The sequence below is a fragment of the Stenotrophomonas sp. SAU14A_NAIMI4_8 genome, from assembly GCF_003086695.1.
Classification (GTDB): Bacteria; Pseudomonadota; Gammaproteobacteria; order Xanthomonadales; family Xanthomonadaceae; genus Stenotrophomonas.
In genome coordinates, this window is record NZ_CP025999.1 from 2,708,838 (window position 1) to 2,728,494 (window position 19,657).

At 66.2% G+C, this 19,657-nt stretch carries 11 protein-coding genes; 8 read left to right on the plus strand and 3 right to left on the minus strand.

Going from position 1 to position 19,657, the window contains the following annotated elements; all coding sequences use genetic code 11:
* Nucleotides 1–10: 10 nt before the first annotated feature.
* On the minus strand, nt 11–4,987 hold the full coding sequence (locus C1930_RS12510; protein ID WP_108771891.1) for an NAD-glutamate dehydrogenase domain-containing protein: 4,977 nt from the start codon (nt 4,985–4,987) through the stop codon (nt 11–13).
* Between the two features lie 262 nt (nt 4,988–5,249).
* Between C1930_RS12510 and C1930_RS12515 the strand changes: the two genes are divergently transcribed.
* The 3 genes from C1930_RS12515 to C1930_RS12525 are packed head-to-tail and all read left to right on the plus strand — an operon-like array spanning nt 5,250 to nt 10,336.
* The gene (locus C1930_RS12515) at nt 5,250–5,906 is read left to right on the plus strand and encodes a TetR/AcrR family transcriptional regulator (protein WP_108750023.1); all 657 of its coding nucleotides are present in this window, start codon (nt 5,250–5,252) and stop codon (nt 5,904–5,906) included.
* Nucleotides 5,906–7,150 (plus strand): efflux RND transporter periplasmic adaptor subunit, encoded by a 1,245-nt coding sequence (locus tag C1930_RS12520; protein ID WP_108756594.1) that lies wholly within the window; start codon nt 5,906–5,908, stop codon nt 7,148–7,150. The genes C1930_RS12515 and C1930_RS12520 overlap by 1 nt, the downstream gene beginning before the upstream one ends.
* 15 nt (nt 7,151–7,165) lie before the next feature.
* Complete coding sequence (locus tag C1930_RS12525) at nt 7,166–10,336, plus strand: multidrug efflux RND transporter permease subunit (protein WP_108750025.1); 3,171 nt, start codon at nt 7,166–7,168, stop codon at nt 10,334–10,336.
* Between the two features lie 193 nt (nt 10,337–10,529).
* Here the strand turns inward: C1930_RS12525 and C1930_RS12530 are convergent, their stop codons facing one another.
* The gene (locus C1930_RS12530; RefSeq protein ID WP_108771892.1) at nt 10,530–10,817 is read right to left on the minus strand and encodes a hypothetical protein; all 288 of its coding nucleotides are present in this window, start codon (nt 10,815–10,817) and stop codon (nt 10,530–10,532) included.
* A gap of 250 nt (nt 10,818–11,067) precedes the next feature.
* Here C1930_RS12530 and C1930_RS12535 point away from each other — a divergent pair, with 250 nt between their 5' ends.
* On the plus strand, nt 11,068–11,985 hold the full coding sequence (locus tag C1930_RS12535; protein ID WP_108756596.1) for a hypothetical protein: 918 nt from the start codon (nt 11,068–11,070) through the stop codon (nt 11,983–11,985).
* Between the two features lie 235 nt (nt 11,986–12,220).
* Here C1930_RS12535 and C1930_RS12540 read toward each other — a convergent pair whose 3' ends face one another.
* Nucleotides 12,221–13,369: an acyl-CoA dehydrogenase family protein gene (locus C1930_RS12540; RefSeq protein ID WP_108756597.1), complete on the minus strand. Its 1,149-nt coding sequence runs from the start codon at nt 13,367–13,369 to the stop codon at nt 12,221–12,223.
* Between the two features lie 164 nt (nt 13,370–13,533).
* Between C1930_RS12540 and C1930_RS12545 the strand changes: the two genes are divergently transcribed.
* From C1930_RS12545 to C1930_RS12560, 4 genes are all read left to right on the plus strand, one after another.
* Nucleotides 13,534–14,463: a metalloregulator ArsR/SmtB family transcription factor gene (locus C1930_RS12545; protein ID WP_108750029.1), complete on the plus strand. Its 930-nt coding sequence runs from the start codon at nt 13,534–13,536 to the stop codon at nt 14,461–14,463.
* A 7-nt stretch (nt 14,464–14,470) separates the two neighbouring features.
* On the plus strand, nt 14,471–15,565 hold the full coding sequence (locus C1930_RS12550; protein WP_108771893.1) for a homocysteine S-methyltransferase family protein: 1,095 nt from the start codon (nt 14,471–14,473) through the stop codon (nt 15,563–15,565).
* Complete coding sequence (metH, locus tag C1930_RS12555) at nt 15,562–18,246, plus strand: methionine synthase (protein WP_108771894.1); 2,685 nt, start codon at nt 15,562–15,564, stop codon at nt 18,244–18,246. Before C1930_RS12550 ends, metH begins: the two co-directional genes overlap by 4 nt.
* A gap of 67 nt (nt 18,247–18,313) precedes the next feature.
* Nucleotides 18,314–19,639 carry an amidohydrolase family protein gene (locus C1930_RS12560; protein WP_108771895.1) on the plus strand — a complete coding sequence of 442 codons (1,326 nt, stop codon included), beginning with the start codon at nt 18,314–18,316 and terminating at the stop codon, nt 19,637–19,639.
* Nucleotides 19,640–19,657: the final 18 nt, after the last annotated feature.

A 19,657-nucleotide genomic window follows, 5' to 3' on the forward strand; every position in this document is an offset into this window, starting at 1 on the left:
ACTACTTCAGTTACGCACCATGTGCTGCGAGCTGACCCAGGCGCTGCACCGCGACCGAAACGGTCGGGTAGTCCAGGGTCTTCTGCTCGGCCAGTTCGGCCAGCATCGACAGGGTGAAGCGCAGGCTGTTGTCGTCGCGGCCGATCCACGCCGACACCTTGGCCTCGGCACTGCTGCCCTTGGTCGCCAGCACCTGGCCGGCCAGGTTGCGGTGGTGGTGGGCCAGCTCGTCGCGCAGCACGCCACGGGCCACGGCATGCCAGCGGCCGTTGACCTCCAGCGCGTCGATCTGCTCGAACAGCCACGGCAGCTGCAGGGCATCGCCCAGGCGGAAGTGGATCTTGGACACGTCCACCGGCTTCAGCTTGCGGGTACGGGCCAGTTCGATGATGTCGAACGCCGGCTCCAGGAAGTGCAGTTCCGCCAGCTGCTGTGCCAGTGCCGACGGCAGGCCCTTCTCCTTCCACTCAGCCACCAGGGCTTCGTAGGTCGGACGCTGCGAATCAGGCAGCACGCCCGACGCGACGCGGATGTCGTTGAACGGACCCTGGTAGCGGTTCACCGCCTCGGTGATGCCCGGCATCGGGCCCGGACGCGACAGCAGCCAACGCACGAACGAACGCTGCAGCTTCCAGATCACTTCCAGTGCGTCGATCTGCACCGATTCGGGCAGCTTGCCGTCCAGCGCATCGATCTGCGCCCACAGCGCGCGGGCATCCAGCGTTTCGCGGCTGATGGTGTAGGCCTTGGCAACCTCGGCAATGGAACGGCCGGTGTCTTCCTGCATGCGCATCAGGAAGGTGGCACCCATGCGGTTGATGGTCTGGTTGGTCACGGCCGTGGCGATGATTTCGCGCTTCAGGCGGTGACGCTCCATCGCGTCGGCGTACTTCTTCTGCAGAGGGGTCGGGAAGTAGCGCTGCAGTTCCTTGGACAGGTACGGGTCTTCGGGAATGTCCGAATCCAGCAGCTGGGCGAACGCCACCAGCTTGGAATAGGACAGCAGCACCGACAGTTCCGGACGGGTCAGGCCCTGGCCGCGTGCCTTGCGCTGGGACAGCTCGGCATCGGACGGCAGGAACTCGATCTGGCGGTCCAGCAGGCCCTGCTGTTCCAGCGTGCGGATGAAGTGCTGCTTGGAACCCAGGCGCTTGACGGCCATCCGCTCCATCAGGCTCAGCGCCTGGTTCTGGCGGTAGTTGTCGTTCAGCACCAGATCGGCCACTTCGTCGGTCATCGACGCCAGCAGCTTGTTGCGCTGTTCAACGGTCAGCTTCTTGGCCCGCACCACATCGTTGAGCAGGATCTTGATGTTGACTTCGTGGTCGGAGGTATCCACACCGGCCGAGTTGTCGATGAAGTCGGTGTTGAGCAGCACGCCGGCCTGGGCGGCTTCGATGCGGCCCAGCTGGGTCATGCCCAGGTTGCCGCCCTCGCCCACCACCTTGCAGCGCAGCTCGCCACCGTTCACGCGCAGCGCGTTGTTGGCGCGGTCGCCGACGTCGCTGTGCTGCTCGCTGGCAGCCTTCACGTAGGTACCGATGCCGCCGTTCCACAGCAGGTCCACCGGCGCCTTCAGGATCGCGCTCATCAGATCGTTCGGCGACAGCGCCTTGACGTTCTCGTCCAGGCCCAGCGCTTCACGCACCTGCGGGGTGATCTCGATCGACTTCAGGCTGCGCGGATAGATGCCGCCGCCCTTGCTGATCAGCTTGGCATCGTAGTCGGCCCAGCTGGAACGCGGCACGGTGAACATGCGCTCGCGCTCGACGAACGAGGTGGCCGCATCCGGGTTCGGGTCCAGGAAGATGTGGCGGTGGTCGAACGCGGCCAGCAGGCGGATGTGGCGCGACAGCAGCATGCCGTTGCCGAACACGTCGCCGGACATGTCGCCGACGCCGGCGGTGGTGAAGTCCTGGGTCTGGCTGTCACGGCCCAGCGCACGGAAGTGGCGCTTGACCGATTCCCACGCACCGCGCGCGGTGATGCCCATGCCCTTGTGGTCGTAACCGACCGAACCACCGGAGGCGAACGCATCGCCCATCCAGAAGCCGTGGGCGATGGCCAGGCCGTTGGCGATGTCACTGAAGGTCGCCGTGCCCTTGTCGGCCGCCACCACCAGGTACGGGTCGTCCATGTCGTGGCGCACAACGTCCACCGGCGGCACGATCTTGTTGTTGACGATGTTGTCGGTGATGTCCAGCAGGCCCTGGATGAACAGCTTGTAGCAGGCCACGCCGTTGGCGAAGATCGCATCGCGATCACCGTTCACCGGCGGCATCTTGGCGAAGAAGCCGCCCTTGGCGCCGACCGGCACGATCACGGTGTTCTTCACCATCTGCGCCTTGACCAGGCCCAGCACCTCGGTACGGAAGTCTTCGCGACGATCCGACCAGCGCAGGCCGCCACGGGCCACGGCACCGAAGCGCAGGTGGGTACCTTCCACGCGCGGGCCGTACACGAAGATTTCGCGGTACGGGCGCGGCTTGGGCAGGTCCGGCACCAGCGCCGAATCGAACTTGAAGCTGATGACATGGCCGTGCTGGCCATTGGCATCGGTCTGGTAGTAGCTGGTACGCAGGGTCGCGTCGATCACGCCCATGAACGAGCGCAGGATGCGGTCCTCGTCCAGGCTGGACACGCGGTCCATCAGCTTCAGCAGCGCATCGCGCGCGGCCTGCATCTGCGCATCGCGGTCACCCTTGCGGGCGTCGACCACGGTCTTGAGCACCTTCAGGGTGGCCTCGTCGCCGGCGGCCAGCACATCGAAGTGCGCCTTCAGATGGGCCTGGCCCGCGGCGATGTCGTCCTTGCTTTCGTGGCCGGTGGCCGGATCGAAGCGGGCTTCGAACAGCTCCACCAGCAGGCGCGCCAGCAGCGGGTAGCGGGCGAAAGTGCCCTCCACATAGGCCTGCGAGAACGGCACGCCGGTCTGCAGCAGGTACTTGCAGTAGCCACGCAGCATGGCGACCTGGCGCCAGTGCAGGCCGGCGGCCAGCACCAGGCGGTTGAAGCCATCGTTCTCGGCATCGCCGTGCCAGACGCGGGCGAAGGTCTCGCCGAAGGCTTCATCCACGCGCGCGGCATCGATGGCGCCGGCGGTCGATTCGACTTCGAAGTCCTGCACGTACACCGGCGCGTTGTCCACCGACAGGCGGTACGGGCGCTCGGCGATCACGCGCAGGCCCATGTTTTCCATCATCGGCAGCGCGTCCGACAGCGGAATGTCGTCCAGCTGGCGGTACAGCTTCAGGCGCAGGCCATCGCCGCTTTCGCGCGGCACGGCCTGCAGGCTCAGGCGCAGGTCGTCCGGGCCGGTCAGCGCATCGAGCTGGCTGACATCGTTGGCGGCAACGGCGGTGCTGTTGTCTTCGATGTAGCCGGCCGGCAGTGCCTTGCCGATGCGTGCGGCAATGCGCAGGCCTTCGGTTTCGCCATGGCGCGACACCAGCGCTTCACGCAGGTCGTCCTGCCAGTTGCGCAGCACCTGGGCCAGCTTCTGTTCCAGTTCGGCGGTATCGACGTCCAGCATTTCGCCCGGCTTGGGGCGCACGATCAGGTGCACCTGGGCCAGCGGCGATTCGCCCAGCACCACCGAGCTGTCCACGTACTCACCGTGCAGCGCTTCCTTGAGCATGGCCTCGATGCGCAGGCGCACGTCGGTGTTGAAGCGCTCGCGCGGCAGGTAGACCAGTGCGGAAATGAAACGGCTGTACTTGTCGCGGCGCAGGAACAGGCGGCTGCGCACGCGTTCCTGCAGGCCCAGCACGCCCATGGCGGTGCGCAGCAGTTCGTCCTCGCTGGACTGGAACAGCTCTTCGCGCGGCAGGGTTTCCAGGATGTGGCGCAGGGCCTTGCCGCTGTGGCTGGCCGGGGCCAGGCCGGACTGCTTCATCACGTGTTCGTGGCGCTGGCGCACCAGCGGGATTTCCCACGGGCGGCGGTTGTAGGCGCTGGAGGTGAACAGGCCCAGGAAGCGCTGTTCGCCGATGATCTTGCCCTTGGCGTCGAATTCCAGCACGCCGATGTAGTCCATGTAGCCGGCGCGGTGCACGCGCGAACGGGCATTGGTCTTGGTCAGGATCAGCGCGTCCTTCAGCCCGGACGTGGTGTTCAGGCCCTGCGCGGCCAGCGTCTTGACCGGGCGCGCAGCGGACTTGTCCTTGCCGCGCATCAGGCCCAGGCCGGTGTCGTTCAGCGGTGCCAGCACTTCTTCCTTGCCCTGCTTCTCAACGCGGTATTCGCGGTAGCCGAAGAAGGTGAAGTGGTTGTCGGCGGCCCAGCGCAGGAATTCCTGTGCTTCGGCGCGCGAGGTGTCGTCCACAGGCAGGGTGCGGCTGCCGAGGTCGTCGGCCAGGGCAAGGGCCTTGTCCTTCATCGGCTGCCAGTCGCGCACGATGGCGCGCACTTCGTCCAGCGCCTTGTTGATGGCCTGCTCGATGGCGGCCATGGCATCGGCCGGCTGGCGGTCGATCTCCAGCAGCATCACCGATTCGGCGTCGCCCTCGCCCACCTTGGCCAGCTTGCCGGCCTTGTCGCGGGTGAAGCGCAGCACCGGGTGGCCCAGCACATGCACGCCCACGCCCTGTTCGGCCAGGGTCATGGTGACGGTATCGACGAGGAACGGCATATCGTCATTGACGATCTGCAGCACCGTGTGCGGCGATTCCCAGCCGTTGGCCTTGGTGGTCGGATTGAACACGCGCACATTGGCCTTGCCGGCCTTGCGGGCACGGGCGAATTCCAGCGTGTCGGCGGCCAGCGCGGCCCACTCGTCAGCGCTGTGGTGCGGGAACTCGTCCGACTCCATGCGCTTGTAGAAATCCGCGGCGAATGCCACTGCCTCGGCCTGCGCGGCAGAGGGGTAACGCTTGCGCAAGGCCGTGTACACCGGCTCCAGGGAGAAACCAGCGGTCACTGCGACCTCCGACTCAGCTGGCTTGGTCTTGTTTTTCACGGTCTTGGCTGCGGTTTTTTGCGGTTTCATGGCAGAGCGATGCGCTTGCTCAGTTGGGAAAATGAAATTGTAGACCTATCCCGCGTAAAGGCCTTGCTGCAGGACGGAATAACCAGATTCGGGTTTGCTGCGGTTTAGACGCCTATTCAGTTCGCACCGGTATGGCGCGCACGGGCGTTGCGCCGCTGCCGACAGGATCGGCAAAGCGTGTTACGGAAAACCACGCGGCAGGTAACAGGCAGGACTATCGGCACGATTCCACAATCCTGAACTGGACGGTATAGTCCACCGCGTGAACCCCACTACCCTCCCCGTTGCCGTGGACGCGCGCGATGAGCGCGTGTTCGATGCCGTGCGCGAACTGCTGGGCCGCCAGGGCATGCAGATGAGCATGGACGCGGTGGCCCAGCAGGCCGGCTGTTCCAAACAGACGCTCTATTCGCGCTACGGCAACAAGCAGGACCTGCTGCGCCGGGTCGTGCAGCGGCACGTGGGCGATGCCAGCGGCATCCTGCTGCGTGCACTCCGCAGTGACGACCTGCGTGCCAGCCTGTTGCAGTTCGCCACCGACTTCCTGGAGCACTTCAACCAGCCCCACGTGGGCCAGGCCTGCCGACTGATTGCCGCCGATGCATCCCAGTTCCCCGAAGAGGCGCGTACGCTGTACCGGGAAGGCGCCGGGGCGCTGACACTTCATCTTGCTGAATGGATTGAAACCGTTTGCAGGCGTGGCCTGCTCCGGCATGACGACCCGCACTACATGGCCGAACTGCTGCTGAGCATGATCGCCGGTCAGGATTTCGACAAACAACGCTTCCATACCCCCCATCGCGATGACGCGCGTGCGCGCAGGCGCTGGGCCGAGTTCTCCGTTGACGGTTTCCTGCGCGCGTTCGCGCCGGAACCGGCAGCGGTCCCGTCTACAAACCAACACCGGAGTTTCTCCTGATGACCGCCCCACTCCGCACCCTTGCCTTGACGTGCGCCGTCGCTGTCGCCCTGGCGGCCTGCAAGAAGCCGGAACAGCAGACGCCCCCGCCGCCGGAAGTGGGCGTGATCGATGCCAAGCCGCAGACCCTGCCGCTGCAGCGTGAACTGGTCGGCCGCCTGTCGCCCTACCGCAGTGCCGACGTGCGCGCCCGCGTGCCCGGCGTGCTGCTCAAGCGCGTCTACCAGGAAGGCAGCCAGGTCAAGCAGGGCCAGACCCTGTTCCTGATCGATCCGGCCCCGCTGCGCGCCGAACTGAATGCTTCCGAGGCCCAGCTGGCCTCGGCCCGCGCCACCTATGCCAACGCCAAGGTCGCCGCCGACCGCGCCCGTTCGCTGGCCCCGCAGCAGTACGTGTCCAAGTCCGACCTGGACGCGGCCCAGGCCACCGAGCGCACCGCGCTGGCCGCGGTGAAGCAGGCCGAGGCGGCCGTGTCGTCCTCGCGCATCAGCCTGGGCTATGCCGAAGTGACCGCGCCGATCAGCGGCGTGGCCAACAAGCAGCAGGTGACCGAAGGCGCGCTGGTCGGCCAGGGCGATGTGACCCTGCTGACCACCGTGGACCAGCTGGACCCGCTGTACGTGAACTTCTCGCTGAGCGTGGACGAACTGAGCCTGCTGCGTGCGCAGCAGGCCAAGGGTGCGCTGGCGCTGTCCGGCGATGGCAAGGCCACCGTGGCGGTGAAGCTGTCCGACGGCACCACCTACGGCGAACAGGGCACCCTGGACTTCTCGTCCACCACCGTGGACCCGACCACCGGTGCGGTGTCCCTGCGTGCGGTGCTGCCGAACCCGCAGCAGATCCTGCTGCCGGGCGCCTTCGTCAGCTTCCAGGCCAACCTGGGTGACCGCAACAACGCCTACCTGGTTCCGCAGCAGGCCCTGCAGCGCGACACCATGGGCGGCTTCGTGATGGTGGTCGGCGCCGACGGCAAGGTGGTGCGCAAGAACGTGAAGACCGACGGTGCCCAGGGCGGCAACTGGCTGGTCAGCGACGGCCTGGCCGCCGGTGACAAGGTGATCGTGGCCGGCGTGCAGAAGGTCAAGGAAGGGGCGCCGGCCACGGCCAAGCCCTGGACCCCGGGCCAGGACGCCAATGCCAGCGCCAAGCCGGCCGCCGCCGGTGCCGCACCGGCCGCCGACAAGGCCCCGGCCGAAGCGGCCGACCAGGCCGAACCGGCTGCCACCGAATCGAACAAGCAGTAACGGGACCCTTCCGTCATGCCTAAATTTTTCATCGAACATCCGGTCTTCGCCTGGGTGGTGGCGATCCTGATCTCGCTCAGCGGCGTGATCGCGATCCTCAACCTTGGCGTGGAGTCCTACCCCAACATCGCCCCACCGCAGGTGACCGTGTCGGCCACCTACCCGGGCGCCAGCGCGGACACGACGGAAAAATCGGTCACCCAGGTGATCGAGCAGCAGCTGACCGGTATCGATCACCTGCTGTATTTCAGCTCGTCGTCCTCGTCCAACGGCCGAGCGCAGATCACCCTGACCTTTGAAACCGGTACCGACCCGGACATCGCCCAGGTGCAGGTGCAGAACAAGGTTTCGCTGGCCACGCCGCGCCTGCCCACCGAAGTGACCCAGCAGGGCGTGGTGGTGGCCAAGGCCAACGCCGGCTTCCTGATGGTGGTGGGCCTGCGTTCGGAAACCCCGTCGATCACCCGTGATGCGCTGAACGACATCGTCGGCTCGCGCGTGCTCGACCAGGTCTCGCGTATCCCCGGCGTCGGCAGCACCCAGCAGTTCGGTTCCGAGTACGCCATGAACATCTGGCTGAACCCGGAAAAGATGCAGGGCTACGGCCTGTCGGCCAGCCAGGTGCTGGCGGCGGTGCGCGCCCAGAACGTGCAGTTCGCTGCCGGTTCGCTGGGTTCGGACCCCTCGCCCGATGGCCACTTCACCGCCACGGTCTCGGCCGAAGGCCGCTTCAGCTCGCCCGAAGAGTTCGAGAACATCATCCTGCGCGCCAACGCCGACGGCTCGCGCGTGCTGCTGAAGGACATCGCCCGTATCGGCTTCGGTGCCAACAACTACGGCTTCGACACCCAGTACAACGGTGCCCCCACCGGCGCCTTCGCCATCCAGCTGCTGCCGGGCGCAAACGCCCTGAACGTGGCCGATGCGGTGCGCGCCAAGATGGACGAACTGCAGCCCAGCTTCCCGGCGGGCGTGAGCTGGTTCTCGCCGTACGACAGCACCACCTTCGTCAAGATCTCCATCGAGGAAGTGGTCAAGACGCTGTTTGAAGCGGTGTTGCTGGTGTTCCTGGTGATGCTGATCTTCCTGCAGAACTTCCGCGCCACCATCATCCCCACCCTGGTCATTCCGGTGGCCCTGCTGGGTACCTTCCTGGGCATGTGGATGATCGGCTTCACGATCAACCAGCTGACCCTGTTCGCGATGGTGCTGGCGATCGGCATCGTGGTCGATGACGCGATCGTGGTGATCGAGAACGTCGAGCGCATCATGACCGAGGAGGGCCTGGCGCCCAAGCCGGCCACCCAGAAAGCGATGACCCAGATCACCGGCGCGGTGGTGGCCATCACCGTCGTGCTGGCGGCAGTGTTCATCCCCTCGGCGCTGCAGGGCGGTGCGGCCGGTGAGATCTACAAGCAGTTCGCACTGACCATCGCCATTTCGATGGGCTTCTCGGCGTTCCTGGCGCTGGGCTTCACCCCGGCCCTGTGTGCCACCTTCCTGAAGCCGACCCACAACGACCACCCGAACATCGTCTACCGCACCTTCAACAAGTACTACGACAAGATCAGCCACACCTACGTCGGCCACATCACCTCGGCGGTGAAGCATGCGCCGCGCTGGATGATCCTGGCCGTGGTGCTGACCGCACTGTGCGGCTTCCTGTTCACCCGCATGCCGGGCAGCTTCCTGCCTGAAGAAGACCAGGGCTACGCACTGGCCATCGTGCAGCTGCCGCCGGGTTCGCCGAAGAGCCAGACCAACGAAGTCTTCGCCCAGATGCGCGGCATCCTGGAAAAGCAGGAAGGCTATGAAGGCCTGATGCAGATCGCCGGCTTCAGCTTCGTCGGTTCCGGCGAAAACGTGGGCATGGGCTTCATCCGCCTCAAGCCCTGGGACGAGCGCAAGGTCACCGTTCCGGAGTTCATCCAGAACATGAACGGCGCGTTCTACGGCATCAAGGAAGCGCAGATCTTCGTGGTCAACCTGCCCACCGTGCAGGGTCTGGGCCAGTTCGGCGGCTTCGACATGTGGCTGCAGGACCGTGGCGGCCAGGGCTACGAACAGCTGACCCAGGCGCGCAACATGCTGCTGGGCAAGGCCGCGCAGGAAACCGACAAGCTGGCCGGCGTGCGCCCCAACGGCCTGGAAAACGCCCCGCAGCTGCAGCTGCACGTGGACCGCGTGCAGGCGCAGTCGATGGGCATGTCGGTGTCGGACGTGTACAGCACGGTGCAGCTGATGCTGGCCCCGGTGTACGTGAACGACTTCTTCTACCAGGGCCGCATCAAGCGCGTGACCATGCAGGCCGACGCGCCGTACCGTACCGGCCAGGAATCGCTGAAGAGCTTCTACAGCCCGTCCAGCCTGACCACCAATGCCGACGGTACCAGCGCGATGATCCCGCTGAGCACCGTGGTCAGTTCCGAGTGGGTGTCGGCACCGCCGTCGCTGAGCCGCTACAACGGCTATTCGGCCATCAACATCGTCGGCTCGCAGGCACCGGGCAAGAGCTCGGGTGAAGCGATGACGGCGATGGAAGACATCGTCAACAACGACCTGCCGGCCGGCTATGGTTACGACTGGTCAGGCATGTCCTACCAGGAAATCCTGGCGGGCAACGCAGCCACCCTGCTGCTGGTGCTGTCGGTGGTGGTGGTGTTCCTCTGCCTGGCCGCGCTGTATGAAAGCTGGTCGATTCCGGTGGCGGTGCTGCTGGTGGTGCCGCTGGGCGTGCTGGGTGCCATCGGTCTGTCGATGATGCGTGGCCTGCCCAACGACATCTTCTTCAAGATCGGCATGATCACCGTGATCGGCCTGGCCGCGAAGAACGCGATCCTGATCGTGGAATTCGCGGTGGAGCAGCGTGCGGCGGGCAAGACCCTGCGCGATGCCACCATCGAAGCGGCCCGCCTGCGTTTCCGCCCGATCCTGATGACCTCGTTCGCCTTCATCATGGGCGTGATCCCGATGGCCATCTCCACCGGTGCCGGCGCCAACTCGCGCCATGCCATCGGTACCGGCGTGATCGGCGGCATGCTGTTTGCCACCCTGTTGGGTCTGCTGATGATCCCGGTGTTCTTCGTGGTGGTGCGCCGCATGCTGGGCGACAAGCTCGACGAGCCGTCCAAGGAGTTCATGGAACGCCAGCGCGACGCCGAATCGGCACACCGTCCGGATCGTTGATCCGGCAGTGAAGTGAAATGAAAAGGCCCCGGAGCGATCCGGGGCCTTTTTGTTGGCGACTACCGGGATGGGTGCCAACCAAGGTTGGCACCTACCGGGTGCGCGCGGTTCGGGTAGGTGCCAACCTTGGTTGGCACCCACCATGTGCGGGCGCTTCGGGTAGGTGCCAACCTTGGTTGGCACTCGCCGCGCTTCAGCGCAGCAACGCGATCGCGCCGCACACCACCACGATCAGCAGCGCCACCCACTGCATCGGCACGAAGAAGAAATGATGCGGCGCGGCCTCACCCTTCTGCCGCGGCGCGCGGTTCAACCACAGCCCCAGCAGCACGTTCAGCGCAGCACCCAGGCCCGCGCCCAGCAGCACCTGCTGCAGTGGAATATTGCCCTTCGGGCCTTCCTGCGGGAAGAAATACGCCAGCAGCAGGATCGCTGCAATCGGCGTCACCAGGGTCACAACCCCCCAACCGCGATAGATCATTCAACGTCTCCACAACGAAAAGCGGATCGCATTTGACCATGGCGGCGCGCGTTGTGTCGCAATTGTCGGGCCTGACTGCGGCTGCCAGCGCCTTGTGCTGGGTATCGCGCTGCGTCTGCGGCCTTCCAGCGCGTCAATCGCGACTCAAACCTACGCATGCGATCAGACATTCGGCGGATGGGATCCGGTTCCCGGTTCGCACGCGCGCAGAACGCTATCCAGAGCATTCCTTCAATGGAATGACCGAACCATGCACCCATCACTCTCTTCTGCCAGACGTCTTGTCGCGGCCTGGCTTCTACTTACGGCCGGCCTGGCCCCGCATCTGGATGCCCGCGCCGGAGGCGTCGTGCCCTGCGTCAACTGTGCAGACCCTCGCGCCGCGGCGCTGCAGTCGGGCACCGGGCTTACCGTCGTCGTCGATCCGCAGCAACAGCGACTGAGCGCCTATAACGTGGAATACGACCGCGAACTTCAGCGATACCGCGCGCTGCCCACGCCGGCCCCGGCCGAGGTCACGCGCATGTTCAACCGAATTCTTGGCCTGCCAAACGCGCATCTCGGCCCCGGCACCCAGTTCGTGCCGCAGGCATTCGGGCGCGGCGCCGTGGTGCCCGTGCATCCGGACGATCCGCAGATGGCCAACGGCATCACCTTTCCTGACGCCATGAAAGCTCTCAACGCGTACGACGTAGTGCAGTCAGCGACCTACCGCAGCCAACTGGAGCTGGCCATCGGCCGGGCCTTCAGCGGCGCTGACAGCCAGCAACCCGCCTGGAATTCACTCGCGACGACCATTTCATCCATTGTCCTGAGCTGGGTGAGCAAGCTGTTCGGCGTCGACACCGTCACCTATGTCATCACCTGGCGGGACGGCTCGCAGACCCGATTGGTCATCTCACCAGACGCCGTGGACAAGGCCCGGTACGTGACCGGTGAAAGCGTGGATGCCCAGGGCAACCGCATTCCCGATGGCGCCGCATCCAATACAGAAACCGGCGAAGGGTATGTGGGCAACTACCACTTCAACAATGATGACGACTACCAGCGCTGGCTGGACTCGGCGCACCTGTACGGGGTGCAGATCGAGGTCAACCCGGGTGCGGCACCCTCCGGCCCGATCTGCCGATGGGATGGCAGGCAGCTGCACTGCCAGGTGCCGCGCTAGCCTGCGCCTGGCCTTGCGGTAGGCGCCAACCTTGGTTGGCGCTCGTAGATGCGTGCCAACCAAGGTTGGCACCTACCGAGGGGGCTCCCATGCGCCGCCATTGCAGCGGCGCAGCCCACCGGGGTCTTCGTGTTGGTGCCAGAGCGGCGGGAGTCCGGTAGTCGCCAACCTTGGTTGGCGCCCTGGATGCGTGCCAACCAAGGTTGGCACCTACCAGGGCGGGCCCCCATGCGGCTCAGCGCAGCCCCGTCTCGTTGCGGGCGATCACCAGGCGTTGGATTTCCGAGGTGCCTTCGTAGATCTCGGTGATCTTGGCATCACGGAAGTAGCGCTCCAGCGGCATTTCCTTGGAATAGCCCATGCCGCCGTGGATCTGCACCGCCTGGTGGGTGATCCACATCGCCGCTTCCGAGGCGGTCAGCTTGGCGATGGCCGCCTCGTTGCTGAAGCGCTTGCCCTCGCCCTTCACCCACGCCGCGCGCAGGGTCAGCAGCAGCGCTGCGTCCAGCTTGCACTTCATGTCGGCAATCTTGGCCTGGGTCATCTGGAAGGTGCCGATGGCCGCGCCGAAGGCCTTGCGGTCCTTCACGTATTCGATCGTGGCTTCATACGCAGCACGGGCAATGCCGATCGCCTGCGAGGCAATGCCGATACGGCCGGCGTCGAGCACGCCCATGGCGATCTTGAAGCCCTCGCCTTCCTGGCCCAGCACTTCATCGGGCTGCGCCACGTAATCGTTGAACTCGATCTCGCAGGTGGCCGACGCACGGATGCCCAGCTTCGGCTCGGTCTTGCCGCGGCCGAAGCCGGCCTTGTCGGTGTCCACCAGGAAGGCGGTAATGCCACGCGCGCCCTTGTCCGGCTCGCTCATCGCGAACAGCACGATGTACTTGGCCACCGGGCCGGAGGTGATCCAGCTCTTCTTGCCGTTGATCACGTAGGTGCCGTCGGCCTGCTTCACCGCGCGGCAGCGCATGGCGGTGGCATCGGAACCGGACTGCGGCTCGGTCAGCGCGAAGGCGCCGATGGCCTCGCCCTCGGCAATGGCGCGCACATACTTCTGCTTCTGCGCCTCGCTGCCGTGGGTCAGGATGCCGTTGCAGAACAGCGAATTGTTCACCGACATGATGGTCGAATGCGCGGCATCGCCGGCGGCCACTTCCACCATCGCCAGCACGTAAGCGATCGGGTCCATGCCCGCGCCACCGTACTCGGTCGGCACTTCGATGCCCATCAGGCCGTTCTCGCCCAGCAGGCGGATGTTCTCAAGGGGGAACTCGCCGGTGCGGTCATGGTGCTCCGCGCTGGGGGCGATCTTTTCCTGCGCGATGCGCCGCGCCACGTCCTGCAGCATCAACTGCTCTTCGGTAAAGCTGAAATCCACAACACCCTCCCAGGTACATGATGACGGGGGCCGCAACAGGCGCCCCCGGATGTGCCGATTGTAACTGCGGGCGGGCATCGGCGGCTGACTCGCCCCTCGCACCGGCTTGACCACGACAGCACCCGTCGGCGAATATATCTCTATATCGCGATAGGTAGATATTTATGGATCTGGAAGACTGGTCGACCCGCCTGAAGGTGTTCGCCGACGCCACCCGCGTGCGCCTGCTGGCGCTGCTGGAGCAGGAAGAGCTGACCGTGGCCGAGTTGTCGGCCATCACCCGGCTGGCACAGCCGCGGGTGTCCACCCATCTGGCGCGGCTGAAGGAAGCCGGCCTGGTACGCGACCGCCGCTCGGGCGTGTCGGCCTACTACCGCTTCGACGAGGCCCAGCTGGACCCGGCGCAGCGTGCATTGTGGCATGCCCTGAGCAATGGAAGCGATGATCCGCTGCTGCGCCAGGATGCTGAACGCGTGGCCGCCGTGCTGGCCCACCGCGCCGCCGACCAGAACTGGGCCGACAGCGTGGCCGGCGACATGGAACGCCACTATTCCCCGGGCCGCACCTGGGAGGCGCTGGCGCGCACCGCACTGCCGCTGCTGGAAACCGGCGACGTGCTGGACATCGCTTCCGGCGATGGCGTGCTGGCCGAGCTGGTGGCCCCGCATGCCAAGCGCTACATCTGCATCGACACCAGCGCGCGCGTGGTGGCCGCGGCCAGCGAGCGCCTGCGCCGCCTGCCCAACGTGGAAGTGCGCGAAGGCGACATGCATGCCCTGCCCTTCAAGGACCGCAGCTTCGACCTGGTGGTGCTGATGCACGCGCTGACCTATGCCAGCAAGCCGGCACAGGCGGTGACCGAGGCGGCCCGCGTGCTGCGCCCGGGCGGTCGCCTGCTGCTGTGCAGCCTGGCCCGCCACGAACACAAGGCGGCGGTGGAAGCCTATGGCCACGTCAATCTCGGTTTCAGCGACAAGGAACTGCGCAAGTTCGTGGACAAGGCCGGCCTGCAGGTATCGAGCCTGGAAACGGTGACCCGCGAAAAGCGCCCGCCGCACTTTGAAGTCATTTCGCTGATCGCCAACAAACCCTGAGGTCGCCGTGTCCAGCCTGCCGTGGTTGCATCCCGAACGTGCCAACGCCCTGCTTGACGCCCTGCGCGCGCGCATCCTGATCATCGATGGTGCAATGGGCACGATGATCCAGCGCCACGGTCTGCAGGAAGCGGACTACCGCGGCGAACGCTTCGCCGATGGCTACGACCACAGCCACGGCCCCGGCTGCGACCATGGCGCGCCGGAAGGCCATGACCTGAAGGGCAACAACGATCTGCTGCTGCTGACCCGGCCGCAGGTCATCGCCGACATCCACACCGCCTACCTGCAGGCCGGCGCGGATCTGGTGGAAACCAATACGTTCAACGCGACCTCGGTCAGCCAGGCCGACTACCACCTGGAACACCTGGTGTACGAACTGAACAAGGCCGGTGCCGCCGTGGCGCGCGCCTGCTGCGATGCGGTGCAGGCCAGCACCCCGGACAAGCCGCGCTTCGTGATCGGCGTACTCGGCCCGACCAGCCGCACCGCCTCGATCAGCCCGGACGTGAACGATCCCGGCTTCCGCAACACCAGCTTCGATGCGCTGCGCGATACCTATCGCGAAGCCATTGACGGCCTGATCGATGGCGGCGCGGACACCCTGATGGTCGAAACCATCTTCGACACACTGAACGCCAAGGCCGCCCTGTACGCCATCGAAGAGGCCTTCGATGCGCGCGGTGCGCGGCTGCCCATCATGATCTCCGGCACGATTACCGATGCCTCCGGGCGCACCCTGTCCGGGCAGACCGCCGAAGCCTTCCACGCCTCGCTGGCGCATTCGCGGCCGCTGTCGATCGGCCTGAACTGCGCGCTGGGCGCCGACGCGATGCGCCCGCATGTGGAAACCCTGGCCCAGGTCGCCCACTGCTACGTCAGCGCGCACCCCAACGCCGGCCTGCCCAATGCCTTCGGCGAATACGATGAAACGCCCGAGGAAATGGCCGCCACGCTGCGCAGCTTTGCCGAAGATGGGCTGCTGAACCTGGTCGGGGGTTGCTGCGGCTCCACCCCGGACCATATCCGTGCCATCGCCCAGGCCGTGGCCGGGCTGCCACCGCGCGCGGTGCCCGGCGCACAGGAGCAGCAGGCCGCATGAGCACCACGCCCTACACCCGACTGTCCGGCCTGGAACCACTGGTCATCACCCCCGACCTGCTGTTCGTCAACGTCGGCGAACGCACCAACGTCACCGGCAGCGCGCAGTTCCGCAAGCTCATCAAGGAAGGCCGCTACGAAGAGGCGGTGGACGTTGCCCGGCAGCAGGTGGCCAGCGGCGCGCAGATCCTCGATGTGAACATGGACGAAGGCCTGATCGATTCGGAAGCGGCGATGACCCGCTACCTGAACCTGATCATGTCCGAGCCGGACATCGCGCGCATTCCGGTGATGGTCGATTCGTCGAAGTGGAGCGTGATCGAAGCCGGCCTGAAGTGCCTGCAGGGCAAGAGCGTGGTCAACTCGATCTCGCTGAAGGAAGGCGAAGCCCTGTTCCGCGAGCACGCGCGCAAGGTGCTGCGCTACGGCGCTGCCGCGGTGGTGATGGCCTTCGACGAAACCGGCCAGGCCGACACCTCCGCGCGCAAGGTGGAGATCTGCACCCGCGCCTACCGCATCCTGGTCGATGAGATCGGCTTCCCGCCGCAGGACATCATCTTCGACCCGAACATCTTCGCCGTGGCCACCGGCATCGAAGAACACGACAACTATGCGGTGGACTTCATCGAAGCCACCCGCATCATCAAGCAGACCCTGCCGCACTGCCATGTCTCCGGCGGCGTCTCCAACGTGTCGTTCTCGTTCCGTGGCAACGAGACGGTACGCCAGGCCATCCATTCGGTCTTCCTGTACCACGCCATTGCCGCCGGCATGGACATGGGCATCGTCAACGCCGGCGCCATGCCGATCTACGACGAGCTGGAACCGGACCTGCGCGAGCGCGTGGAGGATGTGATCCTCAACCGCCGCAGCGACGCCACCGAGCGCCTGCTGGAGATTGCCGAGCGCTACAAGGGCAAAAAGGGCGCGGCCAGGACCGAGGACCTGTCCTGGCGTGAAAAACCGGTGGCGCAGCGCCTGGCGCATGCGCTTGTGCACGGCCTGGATGCCTGGGTGGAAGAAGACACCGAACTGGCGCGGCAGGGCTCCAGCCGCCCGCTGGACGTGATCGAAGGCCCATTGATGGATGGCATGAACATCGTCGGCGACCTGTTCGGGGCCGGCAAGATGTTCCTGCCGCAGGTAGTCAAATCCGCGCGCGTGATGAAGAAAGCGGTGGCCTACCTGCTGCCGTACATCGAGGCCGAAAAGGCACGCAGCGGCGATACCGCCAAGAGCAACGGCCGCATCATCATGGCCACGGTGAAGGGCGATGTGCATGACATCGGCAAGAACATCGTCGGCGTGGTCCTGGCCTGCAACAACTTCGAAGTGATCGACCTGGGCGTGATGGTGCCGGCGCAGAAGATCCTCCACGCCGCGCGCGAACACAACGCCGATCTGGTCGGCCTGTCCGGCCTGATCACCCCCTCGCTGGAGGAGATGAGCCACGTTGCCCGCGAAATGCAGCGGCAGGGCTTCGACCTGCCCTTGCTGATCGGCGGCGCCACCACCTCGCGCGCGCACACCGCGCTGAAGATCGACCCGCATTACCAGGCCCCCACCGTGTGGGTGAAGGATGCCTCGCGCGCGGTGGGCGTTGCACAGTCGCTGATCTCGCGCGAGCTGCGCGATGCCTTCGTGGCCGCCAACGAAGCGGACTATGCCGAGATCCGCGCGCGCCATCGCAACCGCGGTGACGCCAAGCGCCTGGTCAGCCTGGAACATGCACGCGGGCAGAAGTTCCAGGGCGGCTGGGACAGCTACACCCCGCCTGCGCCGAAGCAGCCTGGCCTGCATGTCTTCGATGACTACCCGTTGGCCGAGCTGGTCGACTACATCGACTGGACCCCGTTCTTCCAGGCCTGGGAACTGGCCGGCAAGTTCCCGGCGATCCTGACCGACGAGATCGTCGGCCCCCAGGCCAGCGATCTGTACCGCGATGCGCGGGCGATGCTGGCGCGCATCGTGGACGAGCAGTGGCTGACCGCCAAGGCGGTGTTCGGCCTGTGGCCGGCCAACAGCGTGGGCGATGATGTCCGCGTGCAGCACCCGTCAGGTGAGACCACCCTGCACTTCCTGCGCCAGCAGGTGGACAAGCCGGCCGAGCGCCCCGACTTCTGCCTGGCCGATTTCATCGCCCCCGCCGACAGCGGCAAACAGGACTGGATCGGCGCATTCGCAGTCACCGCCGGCATCGGCATCGATGCACACGTGGCCCGCTTCGAGGCCGACCACGATGACTACAACGCGATCCTGCTGAAGGCGCTGGCCGACCGCTTCGCTGAAGCGCTGGCCGAACGCCTGCACCAGCGGGTGCGCACCGGGTTCTGGGGCTACGACCATGCCGAGACGCTCGACAACGACGCGCTGATCGACGAGCAGTACCGCGGCATCCGCCCCGCCCCGGGCTACCCGGCCTGCCCCGAGCACAGCGAGAAGCGCCGGCTGTTCGATCTGCTGCAGGCACAAACCCACGCCAGCATGGAACTGACCGAAAGCTTCGCTATGCTGCCCACCGCTGCCGTGTCGGGCTATTACTTCAGCCACCCGCAGAGTCAGTACTTCGTGGTCGGCCGCCTGAGCCGTGAACAGGTGACCGACTACGCGCGGCGCAAGGGCGTGGAGCGTGCACAGGCCGAGCGCTGGCTGGCGTCGAACCTGGATTACGACCCCGAATAGACCCGGCGCACACGCCTGCGGGCGGCCCATCGGTTACCCTCGGGCTTCCCCCTGACCGGAGTTGCCGATGCGACCGACCCGCCTGTGGGCGCTGCTGCTTGCCGCCACCGCCGCCGTTCCTGCCCCCGCGCAGCCGATCCTGCTGGAAAATGCCCGGGTATTCGACGGCCGCCGCGACCTGGGCATTACCCCGGTCCTGATCGACGGCGAGCGCATCGTGCATGTCGGCACGCCGCTGCCGGCCGCCGCCACCGCAGCCCGGCGCATCGACTACCAGGGCAAGACCCTGCTGCCCGGCCTGGTCAGCAACCACGCGCACGTGGGCAACACCGAAGGGCTGCAGCACGGTGATCGCTATTACACCCGCGACAACGTGGTGCGCGACCTGCGCCAATTCCAGCGCTACGGCATCACCACCGTCACCGCGCTGGGCATGAACGGCCCGGCCTTCTTCGATATCCGCAAGGAAGTGAACGCCTCGCCCGCGCTGGGCGCGCAGCTGTACGGCGCTGGCGCCGGCATCGGTGCCTTCGCCGGTGCACCGCCGGCGGCCGCGATGGGCCTGGCCCACGACCCGGTGGCGCGGCCACGCAATGCCGAAGAAGCCCGCGCCGCCGTCGCCACGCAGCAGGCCGACGGCGTGGACGTGATCAAGCTCTGGGTGGATTCGCTGGGCGGCAAGTTCCCGATGATGGCGCCGGAGATCTACCGCGCCGCCATTGCCGAGGCCCACGCGCGCGGCCTGAAGGTGGCCGCGCACATCCACGACCTTGACCAGGCGCGCGACCTGGTGGATGCACGCGTGGACATCATCGCCCACGGTATCCGCGATCGCGCGGTGGACCCGATGCTGGCGCGGAAAATGCACGACCAGGGCACCTGGTACATCGCCACGGTGAACATCGACGAAGCCAACTACTGGTATGCGGAAAACCCGCAGGCACTGCAGCAGCCGTTCCTGCGCGATGCCCTGCCCGCTGCGGTGCGCGCGCGCTGGCAGCAGCCGCAGTGGCAGCGCGAGCAGCTGGCCGGGGCCAACATTCCCGGTGCGCGCGCAGCGGTGGCGATGAACCTGGAAAACTTGCGCCGACTGAGCGCGGCCAAGGTGAAGTTCGGTTTCGGCACCGATGCCGGGGCGATGCCGCAGCGGGTGATTGGATTTGCCGAACACCGCGAACTGAAGCTGCTGACCGAGGCCGGCTTCAGCCCGGCCCAGGCCCTGCAGACCGCCACCGCCGACGCCGCCACGCTGCTGGGCATGGACGATCGCGGCCGCATTGCCGCCGGCAAGCGTGCCGACCTGCTGGTGCTCGATGCCGATCCCCTGGCCGACATCGGCAATACACAGCACATCCACGCCGTGTGGCAGGCCGGGCAAGCGGTCGAGCGCTGATGGCCGATGGCCCGTGTG